This window comes from Hymenobacter sp. 5317J-9, assembly GCF_022921075.1.
Lineage (GTDB): Bacteria > Bacteroidota > Bacteroidia > Cytophagales > Hymenobacteraceae > Hymenobacter.
In genome coordinates, this window is the sequence record NZ_CP095050.1 from 4,955,630 (window position 1) to 4,979,700 (window position 24,071).

Consider the following 24,071-nt stretch of genomic DNA (forward strand, 5'->3'; position numbering starts at 1 on the left):
AAACTACTCCGGCCGGGCTAGTTCATTTGCCCGCCTAGCCCACTTTTCTGTGCAAGTAGCCGACTTTCTTCGCCTCTATCGCCTTTCGCCCGAGCTGCAAACCCTGGCCGCCCGCCTGCGCGGCGCCGCCAAGCCCGACCCCAGCAGCGTGCGCCTGCACCTGCGCGGCCTGGTGGGCAGCCAGGACGCCGTGGTGGCCGCCGCCGTGGCCCACGGCCAGCACCCGCACGTGTTCGTGCTGCACGACAAAGACGAGGCGGCCTATTTTCTCTCCGACCTGCAGCACCTGCTGCCGGAAGGGCCCGAGGCGCTGCTGTTTCCCAGTTCCTACAAGCGGGCCTACCAGTTCGACGAGACGGAAAATGCCAACGTGTTGATGCGCGCCGAAGTGCTGAACCGGGTGAACACGACGCGCGTGGCCGCGGCCGGTAATAGCGTGTTCATTGTGACGTATCCGGAGGCGCTCACGGAGAAGGTCATCAACCGGCAGAGCTTGGTAAAGAACACCTTCAACGCCAAGGTGGGCGACAAGCTGGACGTGAATTTTCTGGGCGAGTTGCTGGGCGAGTACGATTTCGAGAAGACGGATTTTGTGTACGAGGCGGGGCAGTACGCGGTGCGCGGCGGCATCGTGGACGTGTTTAGCTACGCGAATGAGCTGCCGTTCCGACTGGAATTGTTTGGTGATGAAATCGAGAGCATTCGGACGTTTAATCCCGAAACGCAGCTGTCGGTGGAGCCGCGGCCCAACATCAGCATCATCCCGAACGTGCAAACCAAGATGCTGCACGAGACGCGGGAGGCTTTTTTCGATTTTCTGCCGCGCACGGCCTGCATTTGGCTGAAAGACGTGCGGCAGACGCTCGACGTGGTGAGCGAGCTGTACGAGAAGGCCGAAGCTAACTTCGAGCAAATGCTCAGTGAGGCGCACGGCATGCAGATTGTGAGCAAGCCGGCCGATTTGTTTGAGTCGGGCAAGAATTTTAAGAAGCTGCTCGATGAGTTTGCGGTGGTGGAATTTGGCAAGCGCTTCCACTTCAAGAATGCCGAAACGTTTCAGTTTACGGCCAAGCCGCAGCCGAGCTTTAACAAGGAATTTGAGCGCATGGCCAAGAACCTGCGCGAAAACCAGCTGCGGAATTTTACCACGATAATTGCCTCCGATACCGTGCGGCAGGCCGACCGGCTGCGCACCATTTTCGACGAGCTGGACAACAACGTGCAGTTTCAGCACCTGCTGCTGGCCTTGCGCGAGGGCTACGTGGACGAGCAGTTGGAGCTGGCCGTGTACACCGACCACCAGCTGTTTGAGCGCTACTACCGGGCCCAGGAAACCAAGAAGTTTTCGAAAAAGAAAGCCCTGACCCTGCGCGAGCTGAAAACCCTGCAGCCCGGCGACTACGTGACGCACCAGGACTACGGCATTGCGCGTTTTGCGGGCCTGACGCAGGTGGATATCAACGGGCAGATTCAGGAGGCCATTCGGCTGGTGTACCGGGATGACGACGTGCTGACGGTGAGCATTCACGCTCTGCACAAGATTGCGAAGTACAGCGGCGCGGAGGGCGCGCCGCCGACGATGAGCAAGCTGGGCTCACCGGAGTGGGAGAACAAGAAAAAGTCGGTAAAGAAAAAGGTAAAGGACATCGCGGCCGACCTCATTCGGCTGTATGCCAAGCGCAAGACGGCGCCGGGCTTCGCCTTTTCGCCCGACGGCTTCATGCAGGCCGAGTTGGAATCGAGCTTCATTTACGAGGACACGCCCGACCAGGCCAAGGCCACCGAGGACGTGAAAAACGATATGCAGCAGCCCCACCCCATGGACCGGCTGGTGTGCGGCGACGTGGGTTTTGGCAAAACCGAAGTGGCCATCCGGGCGGCCTTCAAGGCCGTGGCCGATGGCAAGCAGGCGGCCGTGCTGGTGCCCACCACCATCCTGGCCATGCAGCATTACAAGACCTTCCGCGACCGGCTGGCTACGCTGCCCGTGACGGTGGAGTACATCAACCGCTTCAAAACCACCAAGCAGATTAAGGAAACGCTGCAGCGCGTGGCTGAGGGCAAAACCGATATTCTCATCGGCACGCACCGGCTGACGAATAAGGACATCAAGTTCAAAGACCTGGGCCTGCTGGTGATTGACGAGGAGCAGAAATTCGGGGTGAAAACCAAGGACAAGCTCAAGGAGCTGAAGGTGAACGTGGACACACTTACACTGTCGGCCACGCCCATTCCGCGCACGCTGCACTTCTCGCTGATGGGCGCCCGCGACCTGAGCGTGATTGCCACGCCGCCGCCCAACCGCCAGCCGGTGCAAACGGAGCTGCACGTGTTCGACGAGATTCTGATTCGCGACGCCGTGGCGCGGGAGCTGAAGCGCGGCGGGCAGGTATTTTTCGTGCACAACCGCGTGAAGGACCTCGACGAGCAGGCCGCCATGATACTGCGCATGGTGCCCGATGCCCGCATCACCACCATTCACGGGCAGATGGAGGGCGACATGCTCGAAAAACGCATGATGAAGTTTGTGGAAGGCGAATACGACGTGCTGGTGAGCACCAACCTGATTGAGTCGGGTCTCGACATTCCCAACGCCAACACCATCATCATCAACCGCGCCCACCTGCACGGCCTGAGCGACTTGCACCAGATGCGCGGCCGCGTGGGCCGCTCCAACCGCAAGGCATACTGTTACCTGCTCACGCCGCCGGTGGCCAACCTGCCAAGCGACGCTCGCAAGCGCCTGAGCACGCTGGAGGAGTTTTCGGACCTGGGCGCGGGCTTCAACGTGGCCATGCGCGACCTGGATATTCGCGGCGCGGGCAACCTGCTGGGCGGCGAGCAGTCGGGCTTCATCAACGACCTGGGCTACGAAACCTACCACCAGATTCTGGACGAGGCCGTGACCGAGCTGAAGGAAACCGAATTCCGCGACCTGTTTCTGGGCGACTCCAGCCAACGCCTGCAAATGGCGGCCGGCGCGGGCCGCAGCCGCGAGTGCAACGTGGAAACGGACCAGCAGGTGCTCATCCCGGAGAAGTACGTGAGCAACGTGTCGGAGCGCCTGCAGCTCTACGCTAAGCTCGACCGCGCCCAGAAACCGGAGGAGCTGCAGAAGCTGCTCACCAGCATGACGGACCGTTTCGGCCCGCTGCCGCCCGAGGTGGAGCAGCTGGCCGACATCGTGCGCCTGCGCTGGCAGGCCTGCAAGGTGGGCTTCACCAAAATCACGCTGAAGCGCGACACGCTGAAGGGCTATCTGTCCGCCAGCGAGGAGCACAAGGCCTACTTTCAGGGCGAGCAGTTCGGCACCATCCTCAACTACGTGCAGACGCACCCGCGCACCGCTAAACTCAAGGAGCACAAGGAGCAGCTTATTGTAACGTTCGACGAGGTGCGGTCCATTCAGCAGGCCAAACGCGTGCTCAGCGAGTTGGGCAGCGAGGAAGCCGTGACGGCATAACGCGGCCCGACCTATACGCCAGCCCTGCCCTACCGCGCAAACTCCCCAATGTGCCACAGCACGCCGGAAGGGTCGTGCAAGAAGCACTCCTTGCCCCAATCAAAAGTCTTTACGGGCAGTAGTTTCACACCGGGGTAGGCCGCGGACAGGTCGAGGGCCACGAGCTGGGCCCAGTAGCGGTCCACGTCGTCTACTTCCAGAAACACCATCGTGTTGTCGACCCAGTCGGCCACGTAGGCGTTTTGTAGGTAGAAGGCGAAACTGCCCGCCGAAAACACCGACAGCGTGGGCGACAGCACGCCCTCCCGAAAGCCCAGGGCGGTGTAAAAGCTTCGGGAAACGTCGAAATTGAGCGCGCCGAGAAACGGGCGAATGGATTTGATGGCCGGCTCCATGCAGAAAGCTTACAAGGTGAGCCGGCAAGATAATTCGCCGGGAACTGCACCGGCGCAGCTTCTGACGCCCACCGCGAAGACCATTGCGCCCAACACCAGGGGGAGCAGCAAGCGCACGGGGCAGAAAATCAACATCGCACCGGCCACGAGCGCGAAGAAATAAACCGCCGGAATTAATCGTTGGGCCCGGCCCGTTGTCAGCGCAGCGGGCCGGGCTTTTTGCGCCCGGCCCGTATCTTGCCCACCTGCCTTTATCGCCGCGTATGAAAGTTGTTGTGTTGCTGCTGTTGCTAATATCGGTGGCCGGCTCGGCGAGGGCCCAAACCAAGCCGAACCCGGCCCTGAAGCGCGAACTGGACAGCCTGTACGCGGCCGACCAGCGCTGGCGCCTCATGCTGTTTGACCGCCGCATCAGCCGCCGGCCCGACTCGCTGGCCACGGCCCTGGGCGTGCCCAAAGACCAGTTGCAGCCCTACATCATCGGGCAGATGCTGCGCACCGACTCGGCCAACCTGGTGCGCGTGCGCGCCCTGGTGAAGCAGTACGGCTACCCCGGCAAGTCGCTGGTGGGCGAGCCCACGAACGAAACCGTGTGGAACGTCATCCAGCATTCCGACGCCATCAAGCAATACCTGCCGCTCATCAAAAAGGCCGCGGCCAAAGGCGAATTGCCCTTTCGGCTGTATGCTCAGATGCTGGACCGCCAGCTCATGCGGGACGGCAAAGCCCAGCTCTACGGCACCCAGGGCATGAGCTACAGCCACACCAACCGCGCCACCGGCCAGCGCGAGGGCCAGCCGCCATTCATCTGGCCTATCAAAGACCCGGCGGGCGTGAACGAGCGCCGCCGCCAGGCCGGTTTCACCACCACCGTGGAGCAGAGCGCCACTGCCCTGGGCATTCCCTACCGCGTGGTGACGCTGGCCGAAGTTGCCCAAATGCCCAAAGACTAGCCCCCGACCATGACCATCCGCTGGCACTGCATCGCCTTCGATTCGTTTCCGCCCCTCATTCTCTACGACGTGCTGCGCCTCCGCTCCGAGGTGTTTGTGGTGGAGCAAAACTGTGTTTTTCAGGACATCGACCGCCAGGACCTCGACGCTTACCACTTGCTGGGCTACAGCGAAGGCGGTGAGCTGGTGGCCTACGCCCGCCTGTTTCCGGCCGGCAAGTCCTACGAGGAGGCCAGCATCGGCCGCGTCATCGTGGCGCAGCCCTACCGCAGTTTCGGCCTGGGCCGCGAGCTCATGCGCCAGGCCCTGCTGCATTCCGATGCGCTGTTTGGCCCGCAGCCCAACAAAATCGGCGCCCAGCAGCATCTGGAGGCGTTTTATAATGGCTTTGGCTACGAGCAGTGTGGACCGATGTACGTGGAAGACGGCATTCCGCACATTCCCATGCGGCGGGCGTAAGCAGAGCTAAACACAATACAAAAAACCGTCATGCTGAGCGCAGTCGAAGCATCTCTACCGCGAAGAGTAAATAATTACTTCGGCGGGAGAGATGCTTCGACTGCGCTCAGCATGACGGCCTGATGCTTTCTTACAACAGCTGTTTAGTCACAACCTTCCGGGCCACAGGCCGGGCCATCGGCGATGGATACCAGCGCGGGCTTGGCGGGCTTGAACTCGTCATACACCTTTTCCAGCACCTCGGCGAAAAGCTCCGTGGGCTGGGCGCCGGACACGGCGTATTTGTCCTCAAACACAAAGAAAGGCACGCCGCGCACGTTGATTTGCTGGGCCTGGTATTCGTCGAGGCGCACGGCGTTGGCGTAGGTGCCGGCCGTGAGGGCTTCGCGAATTTCGGTGGCGTCGAGGCCCACTTCAGTGCCGAGCTGCACCAGTGTGTCGAGGTCGCCGATGTTCTGGCCTTCGGTGTAGTAGGCGGCAAAAAGGCGCTCCTTGGTGGCGTCTTGCTTGCCGTGGTGGGCGCCGAGGTGAATGAGCTGGTGCGCCAGGAAGGTGTTGGCCGGGATGGCTTTCTCGAAGTCGTAGTTCAGGCCGACTTCCTTGGCTACGTTGGTCATGTAGTCGTTCATGCGGCGGCCCTCGGCGGGCGAAACGCCCTTCTTGTTGGCTAGGTGCTCGTGAATGGTCATGCCGGGCACGGCCTCAAAGTTGGGGTCCAGCTCGAAGCTGTGCCAGACAACTTCTACCTCGTCGCGGTGCGCGAAGGCTTTCAGTGCATTCTCAAACTTGCGCTTGCCGACGTAGCAGAACGGGCAAACGACGTCGGACCAGATTTCAACTTTCATATCGTTGGGATTTTTGCAGCAATGGAAGAGGCTACAAGCAGTGGCAGTACAGAAAAGTTTCGGGGAGGCAGAACGTCAGCTACAACCTTCGGCCCCAAACCGTAGTTAACAAGCCCGGCCCAAATGCGGCCTTTCACCCGACCAATCCCCTTATGGAATTTCAAGAATTAGGCAACTCCGGCGTTTCCGTTTCGCGCATCACCTTTGGCAGCTGGGCGGCCGGCGGCTGGATGTGGGGCGGCACCGAGCAGAACGACGCCGTGGGCGCCATCCGGGCCAGCTACGACCTGGGTGTAACCAGCATCGACACCGCGCCGGTGTACGGCATGGGCTTCAGCGAAGAAATTGTGGGCGAGGCCATCAAGGGCCTGCCGCGCGACAAGGTGCAACTCCTCACCAAGTTTGGCATGCGCTGGGATTTGGCCAAGGGCGACTTCGCCATGAAAACCAAGGACAACGACGGCCGCGACCTCGACGTGTACAAGTACGCCGGCCGCGACAGCATCATCAAGGAGTGCGAAAACAGCCTGCGCCGCCTCGGCACCGACTACATCGACCTCTACCAGCAGCACTGGCCCGACGTGACCACGCCCATCGACGAAACGATGGAGGCCCTGAGTCGGCTCATCGAGCAGGGCAAGGTGCGCGCCGGCGGCGTGAGCAATTACTCGGTGGCCCAGATGCAGGAAGCCGAAAAAACCCTGACGCTGGCCTCAAACCAGGTGCCCTACAGCATGGTGCGCCGCGACATTGAGCAGGACGTGGTGCCATATTGCATTGAACACCACAAGGCCATTCTGGTGTACAGCCCGCTGCAGTTGGGCTTGCTCACGGGTAAGATGAAGCCGGGCCAGGAGTTTGGCGAGGGCGACCTGCGCCGGGGCCACCGCCTCTTCACGCCCGAAAACGTGAAGCGCGTGAACGACGTGCTGAACAAGATTCGCCCGCTGGCCGAAACCAAAAACGCCACCCTGGGCCAGCTCGTGCTGCGCTGGACGCTGGCGCAGCCCGGCATCACGGTGGCGCTGGTGGGCGCCCGCAACCCCGAGCAGGCCGTGCAAAACGCCCGCGCCATGGATTTCCGGCTCACGTTCGAGGAAGTGGACTTCATCAACAAGCAGCTGAAAGCCCTGGAAGTGGCGCCGGCCTAAGCTGGGGCACGGGAGAGGCAAGCAAGCAGTGGCACTTCTACCTTTGTGGCCATGGCAACTCCCGTTTTTTTCCGCGCCCAGCTGGAGCCGGGCGGCCCTAGCTTCATGCCCACCCAAACCATTGTGGTGCCGGCCGAAGTGCTCGCAGCCCTGGGCGGTAAAAGCACGAAGCGCGTCATCGTCGGCATCAATGGGCACTCGCTGCGGCTGGGACTGCTGCTGCTGGAAGGCGGCGGGCGCTACCTCATGCTCAACAAGGACGTGTGCCGCGCCGTGGGCATCGAGTTGGGCCAGTGGCTGGACGTGACCATTGCGCCCGACCCCGCCCCTGACCACGTGGACCTTCCCGACGAGCTGGCCGAAGCCCTGGCCGCCTGGCCCGAGGCCGAAGCCGCGTTCAACCGCTACAGCGGCTCGCACCGTCGGGCCATGGCCCGGCTGGTGGCCGAGGCCAAACAAGCCGAAACCCGCGCCCGCCGCGCCGTGACGCTTACGGAGCGGCTGGCACGGGGCCTGCACCCGTTCCGGGGCGACTGAGTACTTCACCAAAAAAGCCGCACCTGGAATTTCAGGTGCGGCTTTTTTACCAAGTGGTGTCCCGTACGGGCTAGTCTTTCAGCACGATGCTGACCACTTTGCCGGGGCCGTCGACCATGAACTTGCATTCGTCGAAACCGGGCGCGGCCACGGTGGGGCGCACGTTGTTCGAGAAGGCGTAGGGCTCGGTGGGAATACCGAGGAAATTCTTGTCGATTTTGTCGTTGTTGTTCAAATCCTGGGTGATGGCCACGGCCCACTCGCCCCGGGGCAGCTCCACGGGCAAGGTGAACTCGCTTTTGCCGGCCGGCTTCACGGTTTTGGAAAACGCCCATTTGCCGCTTTTTAGAAAACCCTCGCGGGTATTGTAAAAATACAGCCTCACGGCCGACGTGGTGGACACCAGCGAGGTGACGGTCACGGTGACGGACTGGGGAGCATCCGAACCGGGAGCAGCCGCATTCAGCAGCAAACCACTCATAAACAACGCAGCGAGGGGCAATAAAGTCATAAGCGGAAGGCAAAACGGTGGAAGTAGGCTGGCAACACCTGTGCTTACGGAAAGAGTTCGATAACAGCTGGTTTTGGGCCGGCGGTGGGCGGCGGACCCTGCCGTTTTTTTCGCTACTATTGCAACAGTCTTTCACGCACACCCTCATCCGTCCGATGACTTTCCGGCGCCTGTTCCCCGCAACATTCCTTGCAACCCTGGCCCTGAGCAGCTGCGAGAAAGACGACAGCGCCGCACCCATCGACCTGCCGCTTGGTGGCCGCTGGATGCTGGCCCGCATCGACGCGTTTCCGGTGGAGGCGTCCAGCTACTCGGGCACCACCAAGTCCTACCTGGAGTTTCAGGACCTGGGCAAGGCCGTGGTGGGCCTGGGGCCGTGCAACAACTTCAGCGGCCGCTTCGCGCTGGGCCCCGGGCAAGGCCTCACGCTTTCCGCCCCCATTTCGACCCGCGTGACTTGCCCCGTGCAGCAGCTCGAAACCCAGTACCTCGACAACCTGGCCTTGACGGCGCGCTACGAAATCAGCGGCGGCGAGCTGCGGCTGTTCGATGCCACGGCCGCCGCGCCGCGCCTCACGTTTCGGCGCGCCGGGGAGTAGTGTTCCGGCCGGCCGTGCCGGCAACCCCATGCGCGCAAACGCGGTAAAGCCCCACCATGAGGCCACCTGGGGCCCGGCACTAGTTATCGGACATGGAAGGGTTAACGAAAATAGACGACCTCGGCAAACCGCGCGTGGTGATAGTGGGCGGCGGTTTTGGCGGCCTGGAGCTGGCCAAGGCCCTGGCCCACGCCCCCGTGCAGGTGGTGCTGATTGACAAGCAGAACTACCACACCTTCCAGCCGCTGCTCTACCAGGTGGCCACCGCCGGGCTGGACGAGGGCGACATCGTGTCGCCGTTTCGCAAAATCCTCAACGAGCAGGACAATTTTTACTTCCGGCTGGCCGAGGTGCTGTCGGTCGATGCGCAGGCGCAAATCGTGGAAACCAGCATCGGCTGCGTGCGCTACGACTACCTGGTGCTGGCCACCGGCGCCACCACCAACTACTTCGGCGACGAGCAAATGGCCCAGAACGCCATCGCCATCAAGAGCGTGGAGGACGCCATTGAGCTGCGCAACACGGTGCTTTCCAACTTCGAGCAGGCCCTGCAGCTCGGCGACATGGAGCAGCTCAACAGCCTCCTGGACTTTGTGATAGTGGGCGGCGGCCCCACCGGCGTCGAAATAGCCGGGGCCCTGAGCGAGCTGCGCAAGCACGTGTTCCCGAAGGACTATCGCGAAATCGACTTCAAAGAAATGGACATTCACTTGGTGCAGAGCGGGCCGGTGCTGCTGAAGGGCATGTCGGCCAACGCCTCGGCGCAGGCGCTGAAGTCGCTGCAGGAGTTTGGGGTGCAGGTGTGGCTCGACGCCCGGGTGAAATCCTACGACGGCTACACCGCGACGCTGAACACCGGCCAGCAGCTGGTGTCGCGCACCCTCATCTGGGCCGCCGGCGTCACGGGCGCCCCCATCAAGGGCCTCGACGCCTCGTGCCTGCTGCCCGGCAACCGCTACGCCGTGGACGTGTACAACCGCGTGCAGGGCTACGAAAACGTCTTCGCCATCGGCGACATCGCCCTGATGAAAACCGACGCCTACCCCGACGGCCACCCCATGGTGGCCCAGCCTGCGCTGCAGCAGGGCCGCCTGCTGGGCGAAAACCTCTACCGCGTGCTCACCAACCAGCTCATGCAGCCCTTCGCCTACCACGACAAGGGCGCCATGGCCACCATCGGCCGCAACCACGCCGTGGCCGACGTGAAGCTCTTCGGCAAGGAATACCACCTGCAGGGCGTGCTGGCCTGGCTGGCCTGGAGCGTGGTGCACGTGGTGTCGCTCGTGGGCTTCCGCAACCGCCTGATGGTGCTGCTGCAGTGGACCTGGAGCTACCTCAGCTACGACAAGGGCCTGCGCTACATCATCGGCAAAACCAAGGCCCCGCTGGTGGAAACGAGCGTGGAGGACAAGGCGATATTGTGAATATTATTGCACCAACCTTAGTGCAGGGACAATTGCATTATGAACTCTAAATCTTCTTACGGAAAGTTTACCGGCTAAAATTTTATTTCTTAAATCGACATTCAAATCGTATTCAAAAACAAAGTTGTTTGCAGTAACCTCTCTTCCAAGAATTGATAACGCAACCAAGTGGTCAATAAAATGCTCACGACTTTTATCGTCGCCATCATCAATATTAGCCAATTGCATTGCAGTCACTATATCCTCTTCGCATAATACGGTAGTATTACCAGCGAGATTATACATGAAATTCTCCATCTGTTGTTGAGTAACTCCATTCTCAACAAACAATGAAGTAAGTACCCACTCAGAATAGAGCAAGTAAGCTTTTTCAACATCACTACTCTCTATTATTGAATGGCCTCTGGCAACAGCAGTATCCTTTGCCTGCCTAATAAAATAAATCAAATCCCTTGGCCGAGGAAATATCCTATTAAATATATAATCATCGATAATTTCATCAGCAACTGAGTGGCTTATGTATTTATCCCAAAATTCTGAAGCGTCCGAATGCTTAGGGTTAAGTTGAACGAATCTTTCATTTAGAATTCTTAGCAGAATTTCCTTGTCATCGTACGTCAGCTCTGACTTCTCAATTTTATCAGGCTCACGAGCAGACTTCATTATGTGCCTAAGAATGTCACTGCGCAGGAATATAGTAAGATTAAAAGCAACATTAATTTGCTTTTGTTTTATAAAAGAAATTTCTTTAGCTATTCGCCCGGTAACGCTTAACAAGCCTAAAATCCATTGGCTCAGTACTGGCAAATCATTGTCTTTACGCCATGACTTATCAAGATTATCAATCAATACAATTATACGACCTGATTTTGGAGCAATTTCAGCTATATGTGCTCTTATATCAAAGAGAATAGTATCATGAAGCAACTCAGATATCCTTTCTTTAAATCTCTGCTGTGTGTCTTCAACAAGAGAAGCGAAAAGCTCCTTAAGCTTTTCTAATTGAACTTCCATTCTTGTTGAAAAATCAGGAAGTATTGTCTGCTGATGTCTGTTTACGTAATCTAAAAAATCTTGCTCTTGAATACTAAGTGAATAAAGAGGCTTATTTGCAACTCTTTCATAAAGGCTTTTAGCAACCTCAGTATATATTAAAAATTTCCAAACAGCTTCAATGAGATAATGTTTTTGGAAATCCTCGCCAGAAGCACGCAGCAGTACTAGTAGACCATCTATCTCAAAGCTAATAGGCTTTATCACGCACACAACGTTTCTTACATCAGAGGACAATTCTTGTTCAAGAAAATAAAAACTAGCTGTTTTTCCGCATCCTTTACGTCCTACGATTATATTATGCTCATTCTTAACCAAGCTTTTAATGTGCTTTATCTGCACATAATAATCGTATATCTTTGAGCTCTCATGTTCAGCAATCCATTCCCCAAAAGAAATAGTTTGTAATTCGCTCTTTGGCCTTTCACCAGAACGGCTTTTCTTAGGAGCAACAAACAACTCTGCTACTTCTGCCTTTAGATTAGCAACAAATCCAACAACAGACTTATTAGCTTGGTCAGAATAATCGTAAACTTTTATCAGGCTTCTGTAATCCGAGGAAGGTATATAAGGATGCTCAACAATCATTAGAACTCTTTTATTCAAGCCAAATGCTAATCCAGATATAAAAGCGCACTTGGTATTCTGCAAGCTATGCCCACTTCTTGCTGTTGAACTAAACTCAGCTAATACAGCTAGTGTGGACCACACGTTCTGCATGTACCAAGACAAATTTTGAACCTTTGATTCACTAGGGTCATCTAGAACTAGAGGAATATTTCTGCTTTCAACAGCCCTATATACAGCGCTACTTGCCGTAGTGTCTATCTGTTGCTTTAAATAAAGCAAAATACTTGGCGTAGCATCCGGGTCTGTGTAGTTTGACACTAACCTTGGGAGTAAACGTTCTCCTTCAAAAGGCCTGTCTTTTTCAAAGGCAGCCACAATTCCTCTGTCATTAGTATAAGCACTGTATGTAATATCTTTTAAAAGGCCAAGCTGGTCATATTTCCGTACAGATTCCTCATGTGAAGTATCAAAAACGAGCCAAATTGGCTTGTTTTTCCCAATTGCAAATCCTATTTCATATAAAACATTATCATTCATTCCTGTTAAGTCAAAACAAGCAAAGTCGCTATTCTCAATATTACGCAGAATATCATTAATTACTAAACTACCTCCCTTAGCTAACTTTCGCCATGTTAGTATTTCTATTTCCTGACTTTCATTTATAGTTTTAACAGCTGCCTCTACTGCCTCCCCTGCACTATTTGGATTACTGCTATATCCAAAAAAACCCTTTAATTTATTAGGCATGCCTTTTAAACTTTGTTAAACAATTATTTTTCAATACATGAGCCCCCTCTTGCCTCAAATGTATGCATTAAACCAAAGCAGTAGTCATAAGTCTCTTTAACTATTTGCATTCTCCCTAATCCTCCCTACCTTCCCCCCACACTTACCGCCACACTCTCACCCCTAACCCCCCACTCTACCAACCGCCGCCGGGACGTTCCTTTCCCCGGCCGCGCCGCTCGCCAGCACTGCTACCGAGCTTGCCACCCCGGCCGCCACGCTAACCAACCCGGCAATATGACATGACGTCATAGCAGCTACGCTTGACGCCTCGGCAGCATGGCATGACGTCCCGGCTGCTACCCTTGTCACCTTCGCTCTGATGCTTGTCGGCTCGGCCGGCAGGCTTGCCAGCCCGTCCGCCATCGTCGCGGCGGCGGCCGGCATCGTTGCCAGCCCGGCCGCAGGTGGCGCGGCCGACGCCTCCGTTGTTTTTTCTCGTTTCACCTTCTTTCTGTTTACCCCATGACTGATAAGCAGCGGGCCAAGCTGGCCATGTTCCAAACCACCCTGCGCGTGCTCCAGGACCACGCCGCCGACTACGCCGCCAACAAGGCCCTCACCGCCGCCGTGGCCGCCTTCGAATCCGAAGTCAACATCCTCGACCCTGAGCACCAGGCCCAGCGGCCCGAGTCGGGCGGCCTCACCCTCGTGAAGCAGAAAACCCGCCAGCGCGTGGCCGCCGCGGCCCACAACATCGGCGCCGCCCTCTACGCCTTTGCCGCCGACCCCGCCCACCAAGACTTGGCCCTGCAAGCCGCCGTCGACTACTCCCAGCGCACCCTCGAACGCAAGTCCGACGCCGAGCTCGTGCGCCTCGGCCGCCTCATCCTCGACCACGGCACCGCCCACGCCTCGGACCTGACCGGCTACGACGTGGCCGCCGCCGACCTCACCGAGCTGCGCGACGCCCTCACCCAGTTCAAGGCCGAGCAGGCCGCCCCCCGCGCCGCCCGGGCCGAAGGCGCCGCCGACACCAAAGACCTCGCCCGCACCTACCGCGAAGCCCAGGCCCTGCTCCGCGACCAAATCGACCGCCAGCTGGCCCGCTACGAAACCCGGCAGCCCACCCTGTTTGCCGCCTTCCAGTCGGCCCGCAAGCCCAACGCCACGGCCGCCCGCCGCGCCCGGCCGGCCGGGCCCACGCCCGCCTAAGGCCGCCGGCCCGGCCCGTTTTATGTTCCAACGCCCGGCCCTGGCGCCGGGCGTGTTGCGTGCTGTTGTTCGATATTAGCCCTCCACAAAACCTTCAACTGCGCCCCATGCAAGACCAGTCCCACGAGCCCGCCGCCCCCTCGCCCCCAAAGTGACGGGCATCGGCGGCATCTTCTTTTTAGCCGACAACCCCGCGGCCACCCGGGAGTGGTACGCCCGCCACCTGGGCCTGGCCACCACCGAGTGGGGCTCCACGTTCGAGTCCAGAGACATGGACCGGCCCGACGAGGTGAACCAGCTGCAATGGAGCCCCTTCAACCGCGACAGCGACTACTTCGCGCCCTCCACCCGCGGGTTTATGATTAACTACCGGGTGCAAAACCTCGAGGGGCTGGTGCAGCAGCTGCGGGCCAACGGCGTCACCATCCTCGACGACATTGCGAGCTACGACTACGGCAAATTCGTCCACATTCTGGACGCTGACGGCAACAAGCTGGAACTGTGGGAGCCCAGCTAGCCGGTGCCAGCCGCGGCCTATACCTCTAAAAAATCAGACGCTTTCAGCCCAACAGTCAAGCCAGTCAAGGAATTGAGACCCCGTTGGTAAAATAACCGGAGTGTGTGTTCACGGCTTTCGGGCTGGTTAAATTTGGCATTCATTGAATCCATATTTTGGAATTGTGCCGTATGTTGCGCGCCCCTGTTCCACTTTTGCCCCCGCAGTATGACCCCATCCGCTACTTCCATTCTTGAGCGCAGCAACGTTACCATTTCCGGCGCAACCGGCCCCAACACCCCGGCTATCGTGTTTTTGCACGGCCTCGGCGGCGACCAAAGCGACTGGCGTCTGGTGGCGCCCCATTTCGAAGACCAGTACCGGGTAGTGCTCCTGGACCTGGTGGGCGCCGGCAAATCGGACCAGGCTGCCTACTCCCCCACCGCCAAGCACAGCACCCTGGCCGGCCACGCCGACGACCTGCTCGAAGTGCTCAGCGCCCTGGCCCTGCACGACGTGGTATTCGTGGGCCATTCCGTGGCCTCCATGATTGGCGTGATTGCGGCCGTGCGCGAGCCCGAGCGGTTTTCCAAAATGGTGCTGGTGTCGCCTTCGCCCCGCTTTATTAATGAGAAGGGCTACGCCGGCGGCTTCGAGCAGAAGGACATCAACGAGCTGCTGGCGGCCATGGAAGGCGACTACACCGGCTGGGCCAACGGTTTCGCGCCGGTGATGATGGGCCAGAAGGAAAGCCCGGAGCTGGTGATGTCTCTCACCAACAGCTTCGTGCGCACCAACCCCGAAATCGCCAAGCACTTTGCCCGCGTCACCTTCTTCTCCGATACCCGCGCCGAGCTGGGCTTCCTCACCATTCCCACGCTCATCGTGCAATCGGCGCACGACATCATCGCGCCGCTGGCCGTGGGCCATTACATCAACGAGCAGCTGGCCGACAGCCGCATGAAAGTGGTGGAAACCAGCGGCCACTGCCCCCACCTCAGCGCCCCGCAGGAAACGCTTTCGGCGGTCGACCATTTTCTGCACCACGAGACGGCACTGGGGTAGGGCATGGCCCGGTCCGACGGCGCAGCCGTCCGACCGGTCAAAGCAAACACGTTCACACCAGTTCGTTCGGGATAACAACGACGACCGGTCGGACGGCTGCGCCGTCGGACCGGGCCGATGCCGCCCGTTTTTGCCCCCGCCCACCGGCGGGGGCTTTTTCGTGCCCACGCCGGGAACGATTGCGCAAATATCTCCGCCTTTGCCTGGTGGTTTTCAGCCAAAAGACCAGCAACTTCACCGGCCCAACCTCATTCCCACCGCCGATGAAACGCCGCACTTTCACCCAACTTACCGGCAGTGCCCTGGCCGGCTCGCTGCTTACCAATAATGTTCTGGCCTCGGCTTTGGCCCCCGTCAAAAAAACCCGCGTGGCCATGGTGGGCACCGGCCACCGCGGCCTGGGCATGTGGGGCGTGGACGTGCTGAAGGAGCACGGCGACAAAATGGAATTCGTGGGCCTGTGCGACATCAACCCCGGCCGCGTCGAAACCGGCAAAAAGATGCTGGGCGTGAGCTGCCCCACCTTCACCGACTTCGACAAGATGATGAAGCAGGTGAAGCCCGACGTCCTCATCGTAACCACCGTGGACGCCACGCACAACCAGTTCATCGTGAAGGGCATGGAGTACGGGGCCGACATCGTGACCGAAAAGCCGATGACGACCGATGAGAAGAAGTGCCAGGAAATCATCGACGCCGAGAAGCGCACCGGCAAGAAGGTGAAGGTGACCTTCAACTACCGCTACTCGCCGCACCGCCAGAAGCTGTTCGAGATGTTACGCTCGGGCGTTATTGGCAACATCACGTCGGCCGATTTCCACTGGTACCTGGATGTGCACCACGGCGCCGACTACTTCCGCCGCTGGCACCGCCTGCGCCAGAACAGCGGCTCGCTGCTGGTGCACAAAGCCACCCACCACTTCGACCTGCTGAACTGGTGGCTCGACTCCGACCCCGAAGAAGTGTACGCCAACGGCCAGCTGAATTTCTACGGCAAAAACAACTCGTTCCGCCACACCCACTGCCGCCCCTGCCCGCACAAAGACAAGTGCCAGTTCTACTGGGACGTGACCAAGGACGCGCGCCTGACCAATATTTACGTCGACAACGAGAAGTACGACGGCTACCTGCGCGACGGCTGCGTGTGGAAGGAAGACATCGACATCTTCGACAAGATGGCCGTGCAGATTAAGTACGCCAACCAAGTGCAGGTGAGCTACTCGCTCACCACCTACTCGCCCTACGAGGGCTACCGCATTGCCTTCAATGGCACCAAGGGCCGCCTCGAAGCCTGGATTAAGGAGCGCCAAACCTGGGACGAAGAGCCCTTCGACGAAATCCAGCTCACGCCCAACTTCGGCAAGCGCGAAATCATCCGCATCCCCAACAACGAGGAAGGCCACGGTGGCGGCGACGTGCGCCTGCGCAAGCAAATCTTCCAGCCCGGCGCCGACCCCTACCGCCAGTCGGCCGGCACCCGCGACGGAGCCATGTCCTGCCTGGTCGGCATCGCCGCCCGCCACAGCATTGACAGCGGCAAGCCGGTGAAAATTGGCGACCTGACCACGCTCAAACCGCAAAGCGTGCGGGCGTAAGCGGGCCTAAGGAGGAAAGTAACCCAAAGAAAGAAGGTCATGCTGAGCGCAGCCGAAGCATCTCTACCGCTGAAGTAAATGAATACTTACGCGGTAGAGATGCTTCGGCTGCGCTCAGCATGACCTTCTTTCTTAACGCATTCTGGCTTTACCCATCAAATTCGGATATCAAACGCCAGCGCCTGCACCACCCACTGCCGCTGCACCGAGCTATACACCACCCGCACGCCACCCTCGATGGGCGTGCGCAGGCGCAGCACGTTGAACTGCACCAGCGCATCGAACCCGACGTTCTGGTAGTCGAGCCCCACGTTGATGCCGCGGATGGCGCGGCCCTGGGCCACGTCGCCAAACACGGTGGCGCGCAGGCGCTGGATGTAGAGCAGGCGCCCCAACTCCCAATGCGTGAAGGCCAGCGGCAGGTAGTAGTCGAAGCTGCCCACGCGCAGGCGGTCGAAGCTGGTGTAACCCTCGCCGCGCGGAAACGACACGGCCGGCGCAAACTGGTACTGCGCTTGGTCCTGCCACTGGTAGCCGGCCCGCAGGCGGATGGCGTGGTTGCGCGAAAGCCCCGGCAGAAAGACGCTGGCCTGCAGGCCGGCCTGCGACGCATTCAGGCTTCCACCGAAGGGCGTGGTGCGGTAGGTACCCAGCAGCGAGCCGCCCCACTTCGGCGCCACGCTGCGGGCGCTGCGCTTCAGCTGTGTGACATAGCTGAGCGTGGTTTGCACGGCGTTGAGCGGCCGGTTGGGGCCGACTTCGGTGAACCGCCGCAGGGGCAGGTCGTAGCCGTACACCTGCTCGTGCAGCAGGTAGGCCCCACCGTCAGGCCCTGCAGGTATTTGGAATGCGTGAGGGTGAGCGGCAGGCGCAGCCCCGCGCTGAAGCGCAGGTACTGCCACTGGTCGCGGTACGTAACGCCCTGGCTGATGAGGGCGGCGTCGCGGCCGCCGTAGGTCATGTCCACGTCCAGCACCGGGAAGCGGCCCTGGTAGCTCAGGGCGCTGGTCACGTTGAAGGTGCGCTCTACCTGGTCGTAGCCCACGCCGGCAAACACCTGCGTGGTGCTGAGCAAATCCTGCGAGCGCAGGCCCACGGCCACGGCGTTGCCGGTCGGGCTTTGCACCACGCCGTAGCTGAACAGGTTGAACGCGTGCCGTAGCGGCGAATAGCGGTTCACGCTGTAGCGCGGTCCGGCCGAGTCGGGCCGCGCTAGCAGGCGGGCTACCTCGCGGCCGGCCGGCTCCCGGGCGGTGAGGGCGTCGGCATACGGGCCAATGGCGTCGGTGCTAGCCACGGGCACCGGCACCCAGGCAGTGCTGTCGAGAGGCATCTCAACCACGCGGGCGCCCGTGGCGCGGAAGTCGTGGAAGGCCAGCGTGCGGCCGCCGGGCGCCACGGCGGCGTGGTAGGCCCCCAGCGGCCGGGCCGTGACGCGGAAGGTGCGCCCGGTGCGGGCCTGCACGGCGTAGATGTTGTCGACGCCGCTTTGGGCCGAATTGTAGAGCACAAAGCCCTGCCAGGGCTGCGGGTTGGCCAGGTTCACATTGGCCACGGGCAGCAGCGGGCGCGTGGCGCCGGTGGCGGGGTCGATGACGACGATGGTTTTGCCGGCGGCGCTCAGCGTCACGGCCACCAAGCGGCGGCCGTCGGGGTGCCAGCGGGGCTGAATGTAGAGGTCGTTGGCGGGGTTGGGCAGGGTTTGCAGCTCGGCGCCGGTTTGGGCGTTGAGGACGACGAGGGCATGGTGGTAGCTGGCGTCGGTGCGGGCGGCCACCAGCCGCGTGCCGTCGGGCGAGAGAGCGGCAGCTGAGTAGCGCCCGCCTTTGCCGATGCGCATCAGCTGGCCGGTGCTCAAATCCAGCACCTTCAGCTCCGAGGCAATGCGCTGGCCCCAGCGGGCGTGCTGCTGAAACTCGGGCCACACGGCCTTGCCGCCGTTCACCGACAGCATTTCGGGAATGTTCAGCTGGCCGGGCACGAACACCTTGCGCTCGGCCCCGCGGCGGCTGAGCAGCACGAGTTGCGGAATGTAGTCGAGGCCGGTTTTCAGGGCCAGCACGGTGCTATCGGAAGTGTACTGCGGGTATTGGTATTGGGTAAAAACCCGCTCAGTGGCTTCCACCCGCAGCTCCTGGGCGGGCGTGGGCGCGGGCTGGGCGGCCTGCTGGGCGCGCCAGGTGGAGTCCAGCTCCGTCATGGTGCGGCCGTAGAGCTGCTCTACGCGCAGGCCGGTGGTGCGCCGGATGCCGTTGGAAAACGAGAACGGGTAGAACGGAAATTTGTAGTACTCGTCCAGTGCCTTCGCCCAGGCGTTGGGGCCGTAGTGCGTCTTCAGGTACGACGTCATGAAATAGCCCAGCACGTACCAGCTGGGCACGTTGTCGCGCAGCGAGCCATTCACCGCTTTCTGGTAGGAATAGCGGTGGCCGGCCAGCAGGTTGGCCCGCAGGCCCACCCCGAAGCTGGGGATGCGCCCGCGCCCGCTGCGCGTGAGGGCGGTTTCGGTGCCCACGGCGTCGCCCTCAAAAAACCACTGCGGCACGCCCACGGCGGCCACGCCCAGGGCGCCGTCGCCCAGCAGCGGGCCCAGCACGCGGCCCACGCCCTGGCGGGCTTTCTCAAACTGCCCCACGTGCCGGAACTCGTGCACCACCAGCCCGTCGAGCCAGTCGACGGTGCCCAAATCCAGGGCCTGCTGCGGGGTGATGAAAAACTCGGCGTGCCGCGGCAGAAACGTCACAAAGCCGTTGCTGACCGTGGTCTGGGCCTGCATCACCACCGAGATGGGCCGCGGGCTCACGCCGAGCGTGGCGCCGTTGGGGCCGTGCAGGCGCTCGAGGCGGGCGGCGGTGCGTTGCGCCGCCGAGTCGAGCCCGGCCGGGTACAGCACCCGGAAGTGCGGCGTGCGCACTTCCTGCCAATGCAAATCGGGCGGGTTTTGCGAGAGAACGGGCAGGCTTTGGGCCAGGGCCGGGCAGGCGGCCAGGCCACTCAGCAGCCCCTGCAACATCAAACGACGCATAAGAAAATGAGCCAACGGAAAATGTGGCTTAAAGAACGGTACCCCAGCGCTTGCGCCCTCGCCGGCGCAGCAATTTTAGTGCGCCGTGAACTTTAAAAAAATAATTGATGTATCGACATCAAATGTAGCAACATTGATTACATTTGCATCGTCTTTTAACCTTATCAACTCCAAACGCCATGTCTGAAACCGCCACCGCCGCCGCTACCAAATGGGCCCTCGACCCCACGCACTCCGAAGTGCAGTTCAAAATCAAGCACCTCGTGATTTCCACCGTCACGGGCTCGTTCAAGTCGTTCCAGGGCACCATGCAGAGCCCCAGCGACGACAACTTTGAAAACGCCCAGCTGGAGTTTTCGCTCGACGTCGACAGCATCGATACCAACCAGGAGCAGCGCGACGGCCACCTCAAGAGCGAGGAGTTTTTCGACACCGCCAAGTACCCCACCATCAAGTTCGTGTCGACTTCGTTTGTGAAAGACGGCGACGCCTACAAAGTGACCGGCAACCTCACCATGAAAGACGTGACCAAGCCCGTGACCCTGGAAGCCGAATACGGCGGCTCGGCCGTCGATTTCTACGGCAACCACAAGGCCGGCTTCGAGGTGAGCGGCAAAATCAACCGCAAAGACTTTGGCCTCACCTGGGGCGCCGTGACAGAAGCCGGCTCCATCGTGCTGGGCGACGACGTGAAGCTGATTGCCAACGTGCAGTTTGCCAAGCAGGCCTAAGCCAGCGTTTGCAGAAGCGAAAACAGCCTCAAAAAAAGGGCCGCCCCGCACAGGGCGGCCCTTTTTTTGCCTCCATGCAACGCAATGCATCACCGGCCGGTCAGAAAAGTATGGCTGGAAATTCCGGCGCTGCTCATCTTCTTTTTATGCCTCGTTTCTCCTCTTTCCTGGGATTGCCCCTACTGGCCCTGGCCGCTGGTGGCCTGTCGGGCTGTGACAAGACCGATACCGCTGCTCCTTCGTCGGGCCCCACCGTCTGTTTTCCCGCGCCGTCTAGTGTCTGCTTCTCGGGCGTGGTGTTGGCCGACCGGTGCTGGGACGGCGTGCTCATTCAGGTCGATGCGCAGTTTCCCATCGGCCAGCGCGTTGCCTGGCCTGACAGCTTGGGCAATACCAACGTCATTGCCGCCACCAACACCGCCGATTTTAACAGCCTAAACCGACGCGGCCAGCGCATTTACTTCACCTACAACACCGACCCCACCCGCAAGGCCACGCTACGCGCCTGCACCACCGACCAAATCCCGCTGTCCGTCCCGCACCTTGTGCTGGGGAGCATTTCGGGCGTACCCTGCGTGGTGCCCAACCCGTAGGCGCAAACAGTCATTGCTACGCCGACAGCAATTCCTTGTCCGGCACGCTCTGGTCTTTGAGGGTGGCGGTGCCGCGCTCCTTGCGCGTGATGCGCGAGTAGAGGCTGATTTCCTGGTCGAACAGGAAGCGGAAAAACAGTTTGGTGTAGCTGGTATGGGCCAGCAGCGGCTCGTAGAACTCGGGGCCAGGGCCTTGATTTTGGGCAGGTTATTCCACGGAATGCTGGGCATGTCGTGGTGCTCGTTGTGAAAGCCCACGTTGAGGTTGATGCCGTTGAGGCGGCCGTAGTAGGAGTAGGTTTCCTGCTCGGGGCTGAGGGTGAGGTAGTGCTCCTGAATCCAGCGGGCGCCCAGCGGGTGCAGGCCGACGGAAAACCAGAAGCTGAGGAACAGGTAGAGCAGCGCCGTCCAGCCGAAGAAGTACACAACGGCCGCATCGAAGGCCACCTGGGCCACGATGTTGGCCGCCACGTACTTGTCGATGGTAGCCACCTCGCGGCAGCGCGCCGTGCGAATGACCTGAAACAACGGAAAGAAAAACAGCCAGATGGCCTTGCCGATGCTGTAGTTGTGAATCAGCTTGGCCTCGTACCAGTCGGGCAGGTCGGCATCCAGCTCGTGCACGCCCTGAAACACGTGGTGCTTGATGTGGAAATTCTTGAAGCTGATGGCCGTGGGAAATACCGACGGAAAATTGGCCAGAATGCCGGTGGCCACGTTCTTCCACAGCCTCCTGAACACTAGGTTGTGCGCCGCTTCGTGAATGACCACAAACAGCGTGTGCGAGAAAAACGCGCCCACTAGGTAAGCCACCGGAATGGTCCAGTACCAGGCCTTGTCGCGCAGAAACCAGGCCAGCGCCACCTGGGCCAGCACGCAGCCCAGCCCGATGAGGAAGGTGGTGGGGTTGCGCGTCATCAGCTGCTTCACCTCGGGGTGGGCCTTGATGATTTGGCGGGTGCGCACGCGGTGCGGCTCGGTGGCCGTGGCCACGGTGAAGGCGGTAGGTGCTGGGGCCATACGAAAAGAACTGAAATACAGGCGTGCTGGAATGCCACTGCGCCCGGGCTTTCAGACAAAAATACGGCAAATAGGTTCTGGTTTCCAGCTCGCGGCCGGGCGCTACATCTGCCGCAGCCAGGCTTTGGCCGTTTCGAGGTCGTCGAAGGTGGCAACGACCGGGTTGCCTTCGGTGAACTGCAGGGTGAGGTCGGTGGAGAGGCGACTGTAGAGGTTGGGCGAATACACCCAGGCAAAGTATTGCAGGCCGGCTTCGGTCATGGCCGGAAACCACACCTTGCCGCCCCACTCGGCGGCCTCGCTCCACATGCTGGTCACGCGGGTGTTGTCGTTCAGCACCTTACGGCAGCGCTGCTGGCGCAGCAGGCGCAGCATGTCGAGGGCGCCGCGCTGCACGCTGGCCAGGTCCTGGTCGCCGTGCCAGTCGGCCAGCAGCCACTCATGCAAATGGTCGTAGGAAATGGTGATATGGGATTCTTCGAGTAACGTTTGCAAAGACATAGCGGAAAGGAAAGGACAGTGGGCCCTGCTACGGTAACTACGTAGGCAGAGATACAGACCACGGGCAAATTAGTATGCCCGAAGTCGCTCATGCACGCCACAGGGCAGTTGCCGGCCCGAACAAATACTTACCGGGCGCCCGGCCCGCCCCGACCGGCCCGGGGAGAAACGGCTGCTTTTCAGGCCAAACTTTTCCGGCCCGGTTTAGCTTATGGGCAAGCCGGGCCGCGCCCGATTTCGTATGCTTTTTTTCGGGGGCGGGCGGCTGTAAGGTTTGGAGCAGGCGAGCGTCTGTCCGACCAGCAGCGCCGCCTCCGCTGTCCCTTCCGTCATCCGTCATTCCATGAAAAACCGCGTGAAATCCCTGATTAGTCTGAGCTTGCTTTCGTTCCTGTTTGCCTGCGGCTCGCAGCCCGCCGCCGAAGCCCAGGGCCAACGCCCGCCGCGCTCTACGGCCGGCTATGCGCCCGCCAACCTCACGGGCCTGGCCGTGGCCACCTTTGCTGGCGGCTGTTTTTGGGCCCAGGAAGAGGCTTTTGAAGAGATAAAAGGCGTGAAGCAGGTGGTGAGCGGCTACGCCGGCGGCACCAAGGCCAACCCCACCTACGAGGAAGTGGCCGACAAAACCACCGGCCACACCGAAACCGTGCAGATTTACTACGACCCCAAGGTGGTGAGCTACCAGAAACTGGCCGACATTTTCTTCACCGCCTCGCACGACCCCACCCAGCTCAATCGCCAGGGCCCCGACGCCGGGCCGGAGTACCGCTCGGCCGCTTTCTACCGCACGCCCGAGGAGAAGAAAACCCTCGAAGCCACCATTGCCCGCGTCAACGCCTCGAAGCAGTACGGCAGCAAAATCGTGACCGAAGTGGTGCCCTTCCAGAAGTTCTGGCCCGCCGAGGCCTATCACCAGGGCTACTATCGCCTGCACCCCGAGAACCCCTACATCGAGCACGTGTCGGCGGCCAAGGTGGAGCACGTGCAGAAAGCTTTTCCGCAAGACCTGAAAAACCCGCTGTAGGGTTTCGGCGTTACTCGCTGCTACCGGCCCCGGCCCTTTGGGCGGGGCCTTTTTGCGCCCGCCCGCCCTACGCCCGCGCTCACCTATCTTTGGAAACAGAAGCGGCGCATGATGGGCTGC

The 24,071-nt window shown here is 60.3% G+C and carries 23 protein-coding genes; 15 read left to right on the forward strand and 8 right to left on the reverse strand.

Annotation, left to right across the window (positions count from 1 at the left end; all coding sequences use genetic code 11):
• Positions 1-49 precede the first annotated feature (49 nt).
• Positions 50-3,463, forward strand: coding sequence for a transcription-repair coupling factor (gene mfd / locus MUN81_RS20840; RefSeq protein ID WP_245113996.1), 3,414 nt, complete (start codon positions 50-52; stop codon positions 3,461-3,463).
• Between the two features lie 29 nt (positions 3,464-3,492).
• Here mfd and MUN81_RS20845 read toward each other — a convergent pair whose 3' ends face one another.
• Positions 3,493-3,858 carry a glyoxalase gene (locus tag MUN81_RS20845; RefSeq protein WP_245113997.1) on the reverse strand — a complete coding sequence of 122 codons (366 nt, stop codon included), beginning with the start codon at positions 3,856-3,858 and terminating at the stop codon, positions 3,493-3,495.
• A 263-nt stretch (positions 3,859-4,121) separates the two neighbouring features.
• Between MUN81_RS20845 and MUN81_RS20850 the strand changes: the two genes are divergently transcribed.
• Together MUN81_RS20850 and MUN81_RS20855 are read left to right on the forward strand one after the other, a co-directional pair.
• Positions 4,122-4,811, forward strand: coding sequence for a DUF6624 domain-containing protein (locus tag MUN81_RS20850; protein ID WP_245113998.1), 690 nt, complete (start codon positions 4,122-4,124; stop codon positions 4,809-4,811).
• Positions 4,812-4,820: 9 nt separating this feature from the next.
• Entirely contained in the window at positions 4,821-5,270 is a 450-nt protein-coding gene (locus MUN81_RS20855; protein ID WP_245113999.1) for a GNAT family N-acetyltransferase, read from the forward strand.
• A 143-nt stretch (positions 5,271-5,413) separates the two neighbouring features.
• Here the strand turns inward: MUN81_RS20855 and MUN81_RS20860 are convergent, their stop codons facing one another.
• Entirely contained in the window at positions 5,414-6,115 is a 702-nt protein-coding gene (locus MUN81_RS20860; RefSeq protein ID WP_245114000.1) for a DsbA family oxidoreductase, read from the reverse strand.
• Positions 6,116-6,267: 152 nt separating this feature from the next.
• Here MUN81_RS20860 and MUN81_RS20865 point away from each other — a divergent pair, with 152 nt between their 5' ends.
• Entirely contained in the window at positions 6,268-7,266 is a 999-nt protein-coding gene (locus tag MUN81_RS20865) for an aldo/keto reductase (protein WP_245114001.1), read from the forward strand.
• A gap of 51 nt (positions 7,267-7,317) precedes the next feature.
• Positions 7,318-7,803, forward strand: a complete 486-nt coding sequence (locus MUN81_RS20870; RefSeq protein ID WP_245114002.1) for a YdeI/OmpD-associated family protein — start codon at positions 7,318-7,320, stop codon at positions 7,801-7,803.
• Positions 7,804-7,873: 70 nt separating this feature from the next.
• Here MUN81_RS20870 and MUN81_RS20875 read toward each other — a convergent pair whose 3' ends face one another.
• The gene (locus tag MUN81_RS20875) at positions 7,874-8,314 is read right to left on the reverse strand and encodes a DUF2141 domain-containing protein (protein WP_245114003.1); all 441 of its coding nucleotides are present in this window, start codon (positions 8,312-8,314) and stop codon (positions 7,874-7,876) included.
• A gap of 119 nt (positions 8,315-8,433) precedes the next feature.
• Here MUN81_RS20875 and MUN81_RS20880 point away from each other — a divergent pair, with 119 nt between their 5' ends.
• Positions 8,434-8,913: an META domain-containing protein gene (locus MUN81_RS20880; RefSeq protein WP_245114004.1), complete on the forward strand. Its 480-nt coding sequence runs from the start codon at positions 8,434-8,436 to the stop codon at positions 8,911-8,913.
• Between the two features lie 92 nt (positions 8,914-9,005).
• Positions 9,006-10,337 carry an NAD(P)/FAD-dependent oxidoreductase gene (locus MUN81_RS20885; protein ID WP_245114005.1) on the forward strand — a complete coding sequence of 444 codons (1,332 nt, stop codon included), beginning with the start codon at positions 9,006-9,008 and terminating at the stop codon, positions 10,335-10,337.
• A gap of 3 nt (positions 10,338-10,340) precedes the next feature.
• Here MUN81_RS20885 and MUN81_RS20890 read toward each other — a convergent pair whose 3' ends face one another.
• Positions 10,341-12,707, reverse strand: coding sequence for a nucleotide-binding protein (locus tag MUN81_RS20890; RefSeq protein WP_245114006.1), 2,367 nt, complete (start codon positions 12,705-12,707; stop codon positions 10,341-10,343).
• A 361-nt stretch (positions 12,708-13,068) separates the two neighbouring features.
• On the opposite strand from MUN81_RS20890, the gene MUN81_RS20895 reads away from it, so the two are divergent.
• The 5 genes from MUN81_RS20895 to MUN81_RS20915 all read left to right on the forward strand — a co-directional run bounded on the left by MUN81_RS20895 (position 13,069) and on the right by MUN81_RS20915 (position 17,057).
• A complete protein-coding gene (locus tag MUN81_RS20895; RefSeq protein ID WP_245114007.1) occupies positions 13,069-13,215 on the forward strand; it encodes a hypothetical protein in 147 nt (48 codons plus the stop codon).
• A complete protein-coding gene (locus tag MUN81_RS20900; protein WP_245114008.1) occupies positions 13,212-13,901 on the forward strand; it encodes a hypothetical protein in 690 nt (229 codons plus the stop codon). The genes MUN81_RS20895 and MUN81_RS20900 overlap by 4 nt, the downstream gene beginning before the upstream one ends.
• A gap of 151 nt (positions 13,902-14,052) precedes the next feature.
• A complete protein-coding gene (locus MUN81_RS20905) occupies positions 14,053-14,418 on the forward strand; it encodes a VOC family protein (RefSeq protein ID WP_245114009.1) in 366 nt (121 codons plus the stop codon).
• A gap of 207 nt (positions 14,419-14,625) precedes the next feature.
• Positions 14,626-15,462, forward strand: a complete 837-nt coding sequence (locus tag MUN81_RS20910) for an alpha/beta hydrolase (RefSeq protein WP_245114010.1) — start codon at positions 14,626-14,628, stop codon at positions 15,460-15,462.
• 263 nt (positions 15,463-15,725) lie between these two features.
• A complete protein-coding gene (locus MUN81_RS20915; protein ID WP_245114011.1) occupies positions 15,726-17,057 on the forward strand; it encodes a Gfo/Idh/MocA family oxidoreductase in 1,332 nt (443 codons plus the stop codon).
• A 155-nt stretch (positions 17,058-17,212) separates the two neighbouring features.
• Here MUN81_RS20915 and MUN81_RS20920 read toward each other — a convergent pair whose 3' ends face one another.
• Together MUN81_RS20920 and MUN81_RS20925 are read right to left on the reverse strand one after the other, a co-directional pair.
• Positions 17,213-17,788 carry a hypothetical protein gene (locus MUN81_RS20920; protein WP_245114012.1) on the reverse strand — a complete coding sequence of 192 codons (576 nt, stop codon included), beginning with the start codon at positions 17,786-17,788 and terminating at the stop codon, positions 17,213-17,215.
• Positions 17,755-20,082 carry a hypothetical protein gene (locus MUN81_RS20925; RefSeq protein ID WP_245114013.1) on the reverse strand — a complete coding sequence of 776 codons (2,328 nt, stop codon included), beginning with the start codon at positions 20,080-20,082 and terminating at the stop codon, positions 17,755-17,757. The genes MUN81_RS20920 and MUN81_RS20925 overlap by 34 nt, the downstream gene beginning before the upstream one ends.
• 179 nt (positions 20,083-20,261) lie before the next feature.
• Here MUN81_RS20925 and MUN81_RS20930 point away from each other — a divergent pair, with 179 nt between their 5' ends.
• Positions 20,262-20,813, forward strand: coding sequence for a YceI family protein (locus tag MUN81_RS20930; protein ID WP_245114014.1), 552 nt, complete (start codon positions 20,262-20,264; stop codon positions 20,811-20,813).
• A 146-nt stretch (positions 20,814-20,959) separates the two neighbouring features.
• The gene (locus tag MUN81_RS20935) at positions 20,960-21,406 is read left to right on the forward strand and encodes a hypothetical protein (RefSeq protein ID WP_245114015.1); all 447 of its coding nucleotides are present in this window, start codon (positions 20,960-20,962) and stop codon (positions 21,404-21,406) included.
• Here MUN81_RS20935 and MUN81_RS20940 read toward each other — a convergent pair.
• Positions 21,311-22,426 (reverse strand): fatty acid desaturase, encoded by a 1,116-nt coding sequence (locus MUN81_RS20940; protein WP_245114016.1) that lies wholly within the window; start codon positions 22,424-22,426, stop codon positions 21,311-21,313. The two genes, MUN81_RS20935 and MUN81_RS20940, sit on opposite strands and share 96 nt — an antisense overlap.
• Before the next feature lie 102 nt (positions 22,427-22,528).
• Positions 22,529-22,927, reverse strand: a complete 399-nt coding sequence (locus tag MUN81_RS20945) for a hypothetical protein (RefSeq protein ID WP_245114017.1) — start codon at positions 22,925-22,927, stop codon at positions 22,529-22,531.
• A gap of 343 nt (positions 22,928-23,270) precedes the next feature.
• Here MUN81_RS20945 and msrA point away from each other — a divergent pair, with 343 nt between their 5' ends.
• The gene (gene msrA, locus MUN81_RS20950) at positions 23,271-23,951 is read left to right on the forward strand and encodes a peptide-methionine (S)-S-oxide reductase MsrA (RefSeq protein WP_245114018.1); all 681 of its coding nucleotides are present in this window, start codon (positions 23,271-23,273) and stop codon (positions 23,949-23,951) included.
• Positions 23,952-24,071 lie beyond the last annotated feature (120 nt).

Coding starts and splice junctions, on each gene's coding strand:
- MUN81_RS20845 (WP_245113997.1), bottom strand. CDS start 3,858: ATGGAGCCGGCCATCAAATCCATTCGCCCGTTTCTCGGCGCGCTCAAT.
- MUN81_RS20850 (WP_245113998.1), top strand. CDS start 4,122: ATGAAAGTTGTTGTGTTGCTGCTGTTGCTAATATCGGTGGCCGGCTCG.
- MUN81_RS20855 (WP_245113999.1), top strand. CDS start 4,821: ATGACCATCCGCTGGCACTGCATCGCCTTCGATTCGTTTCCGCCCCTC.
- MUN81_RS20860 (WP_245114000.1), bottom strand. CDS start 6,115: ATGAAAGTTGAAATCTGGTCCGACGTCGTTTGCCCGTTCTGCTACGTC.
- MUN81_RS20865 (WP_245114001.1), top strand. CDS start 6,268: ATGGAATTTCAAGAATTAGGCAACTCCGGCGTTTCCGTTTCGCGCATC.
- MUN81_RS20870 (WP_245114002.1), top strand. CDS start 7,318: ATGGCAACTCCCGTTTTTTTCCGCGCCCAGCTGGAGCCGGGCGGCCCT.
- MUN81_RS20875 (WP_245114003.1), bottom strand. CDS start 8,314: ATGACTTTATTGCCCCTCGCTGCGTTGTTTATGAGTGGTTTGCTGCTG.
- MUN81_RS20885 (WP_245114005.1), top strand. CDS start 9,006: ATGGAAGGGTTAACGAAAATAGACGACCTCGGCAAACCGCGCGTGGTG.
- MUN81_RS20890 (WP_245114006.1), bottom strand. CDS start 12,707: ATGCCTAATAAATTAAAGGGTTTTTTTGGATATAGCAGTAATCCAAAT.
- MUN81_RS20895 (WP_245114007.1), top strand. CDS start 13,069: ATGCTTGTCGGCTCGGCCGGCAGGCTTGCCAGCCCGTCCGCCATCGTC.
- MUN81_RS20900 (WP_245114008.1), top strand. CDS start 13,212: ATGACTGATAAGCAGCGGGCCAAGCTGGCCATGTTCCAAACCACCCTG.
- MUN81_RS20910 (WP_245114010.1), top strand. CDS start 14,626: ATGACCCCATCCGCTACTTCCATTCTTGAGCGCAGCAACGTTACCATT.
- MUN81_RS20915 (WP_245114011.1), top strand. CDS start 15,726: ATGAAACGCCGCACTTTCACCCAACTTACCGGCAGTGCCCTGGCCGGC.
- MUN81_RS20925 (WP_245114013.1), bottom strand. CDS start 20,082: ATGCGTCGTTTGATGTTGCAGGGGCTGCTGAGTGGCCTGGCCGCCTGC.
- MUN81_RS20930 (WP_245114014.1), top strand. CDS start 20,262: ATGTCTGAAACCGCCACCGCCGCCGCTACCAAATGGGCCCTCGACCCC.
- MUN81_RS20935 (WP_245114015.1), top strand. CDS start 20,960: ATGCCTCGTTTCTCCTCTTTCCTGGGATTGCCCCTACTGGCCCTGGCC.
- MUN81_RS20940 (WP_245114016.1), bottom strand. CDS start 22,426: ATGGCCCCAGCACCTACCGCCTTCACCGTGGCCACGGCCACCGAGCCG.
- MUN81_RS20945 (WP_245114017.1), bottom strand. CDS start 22,927: ATGTCTTTGCAAACGTTACTCGAAGAATCCCATATCACCATTTCCTAC.
- msrA (WP_245114018.1), top strand. CDS start 23,271: ATGAAAAACCGCGTGAAATCCCTGATTAGTCTGAGCTTGCTTTCGTTC.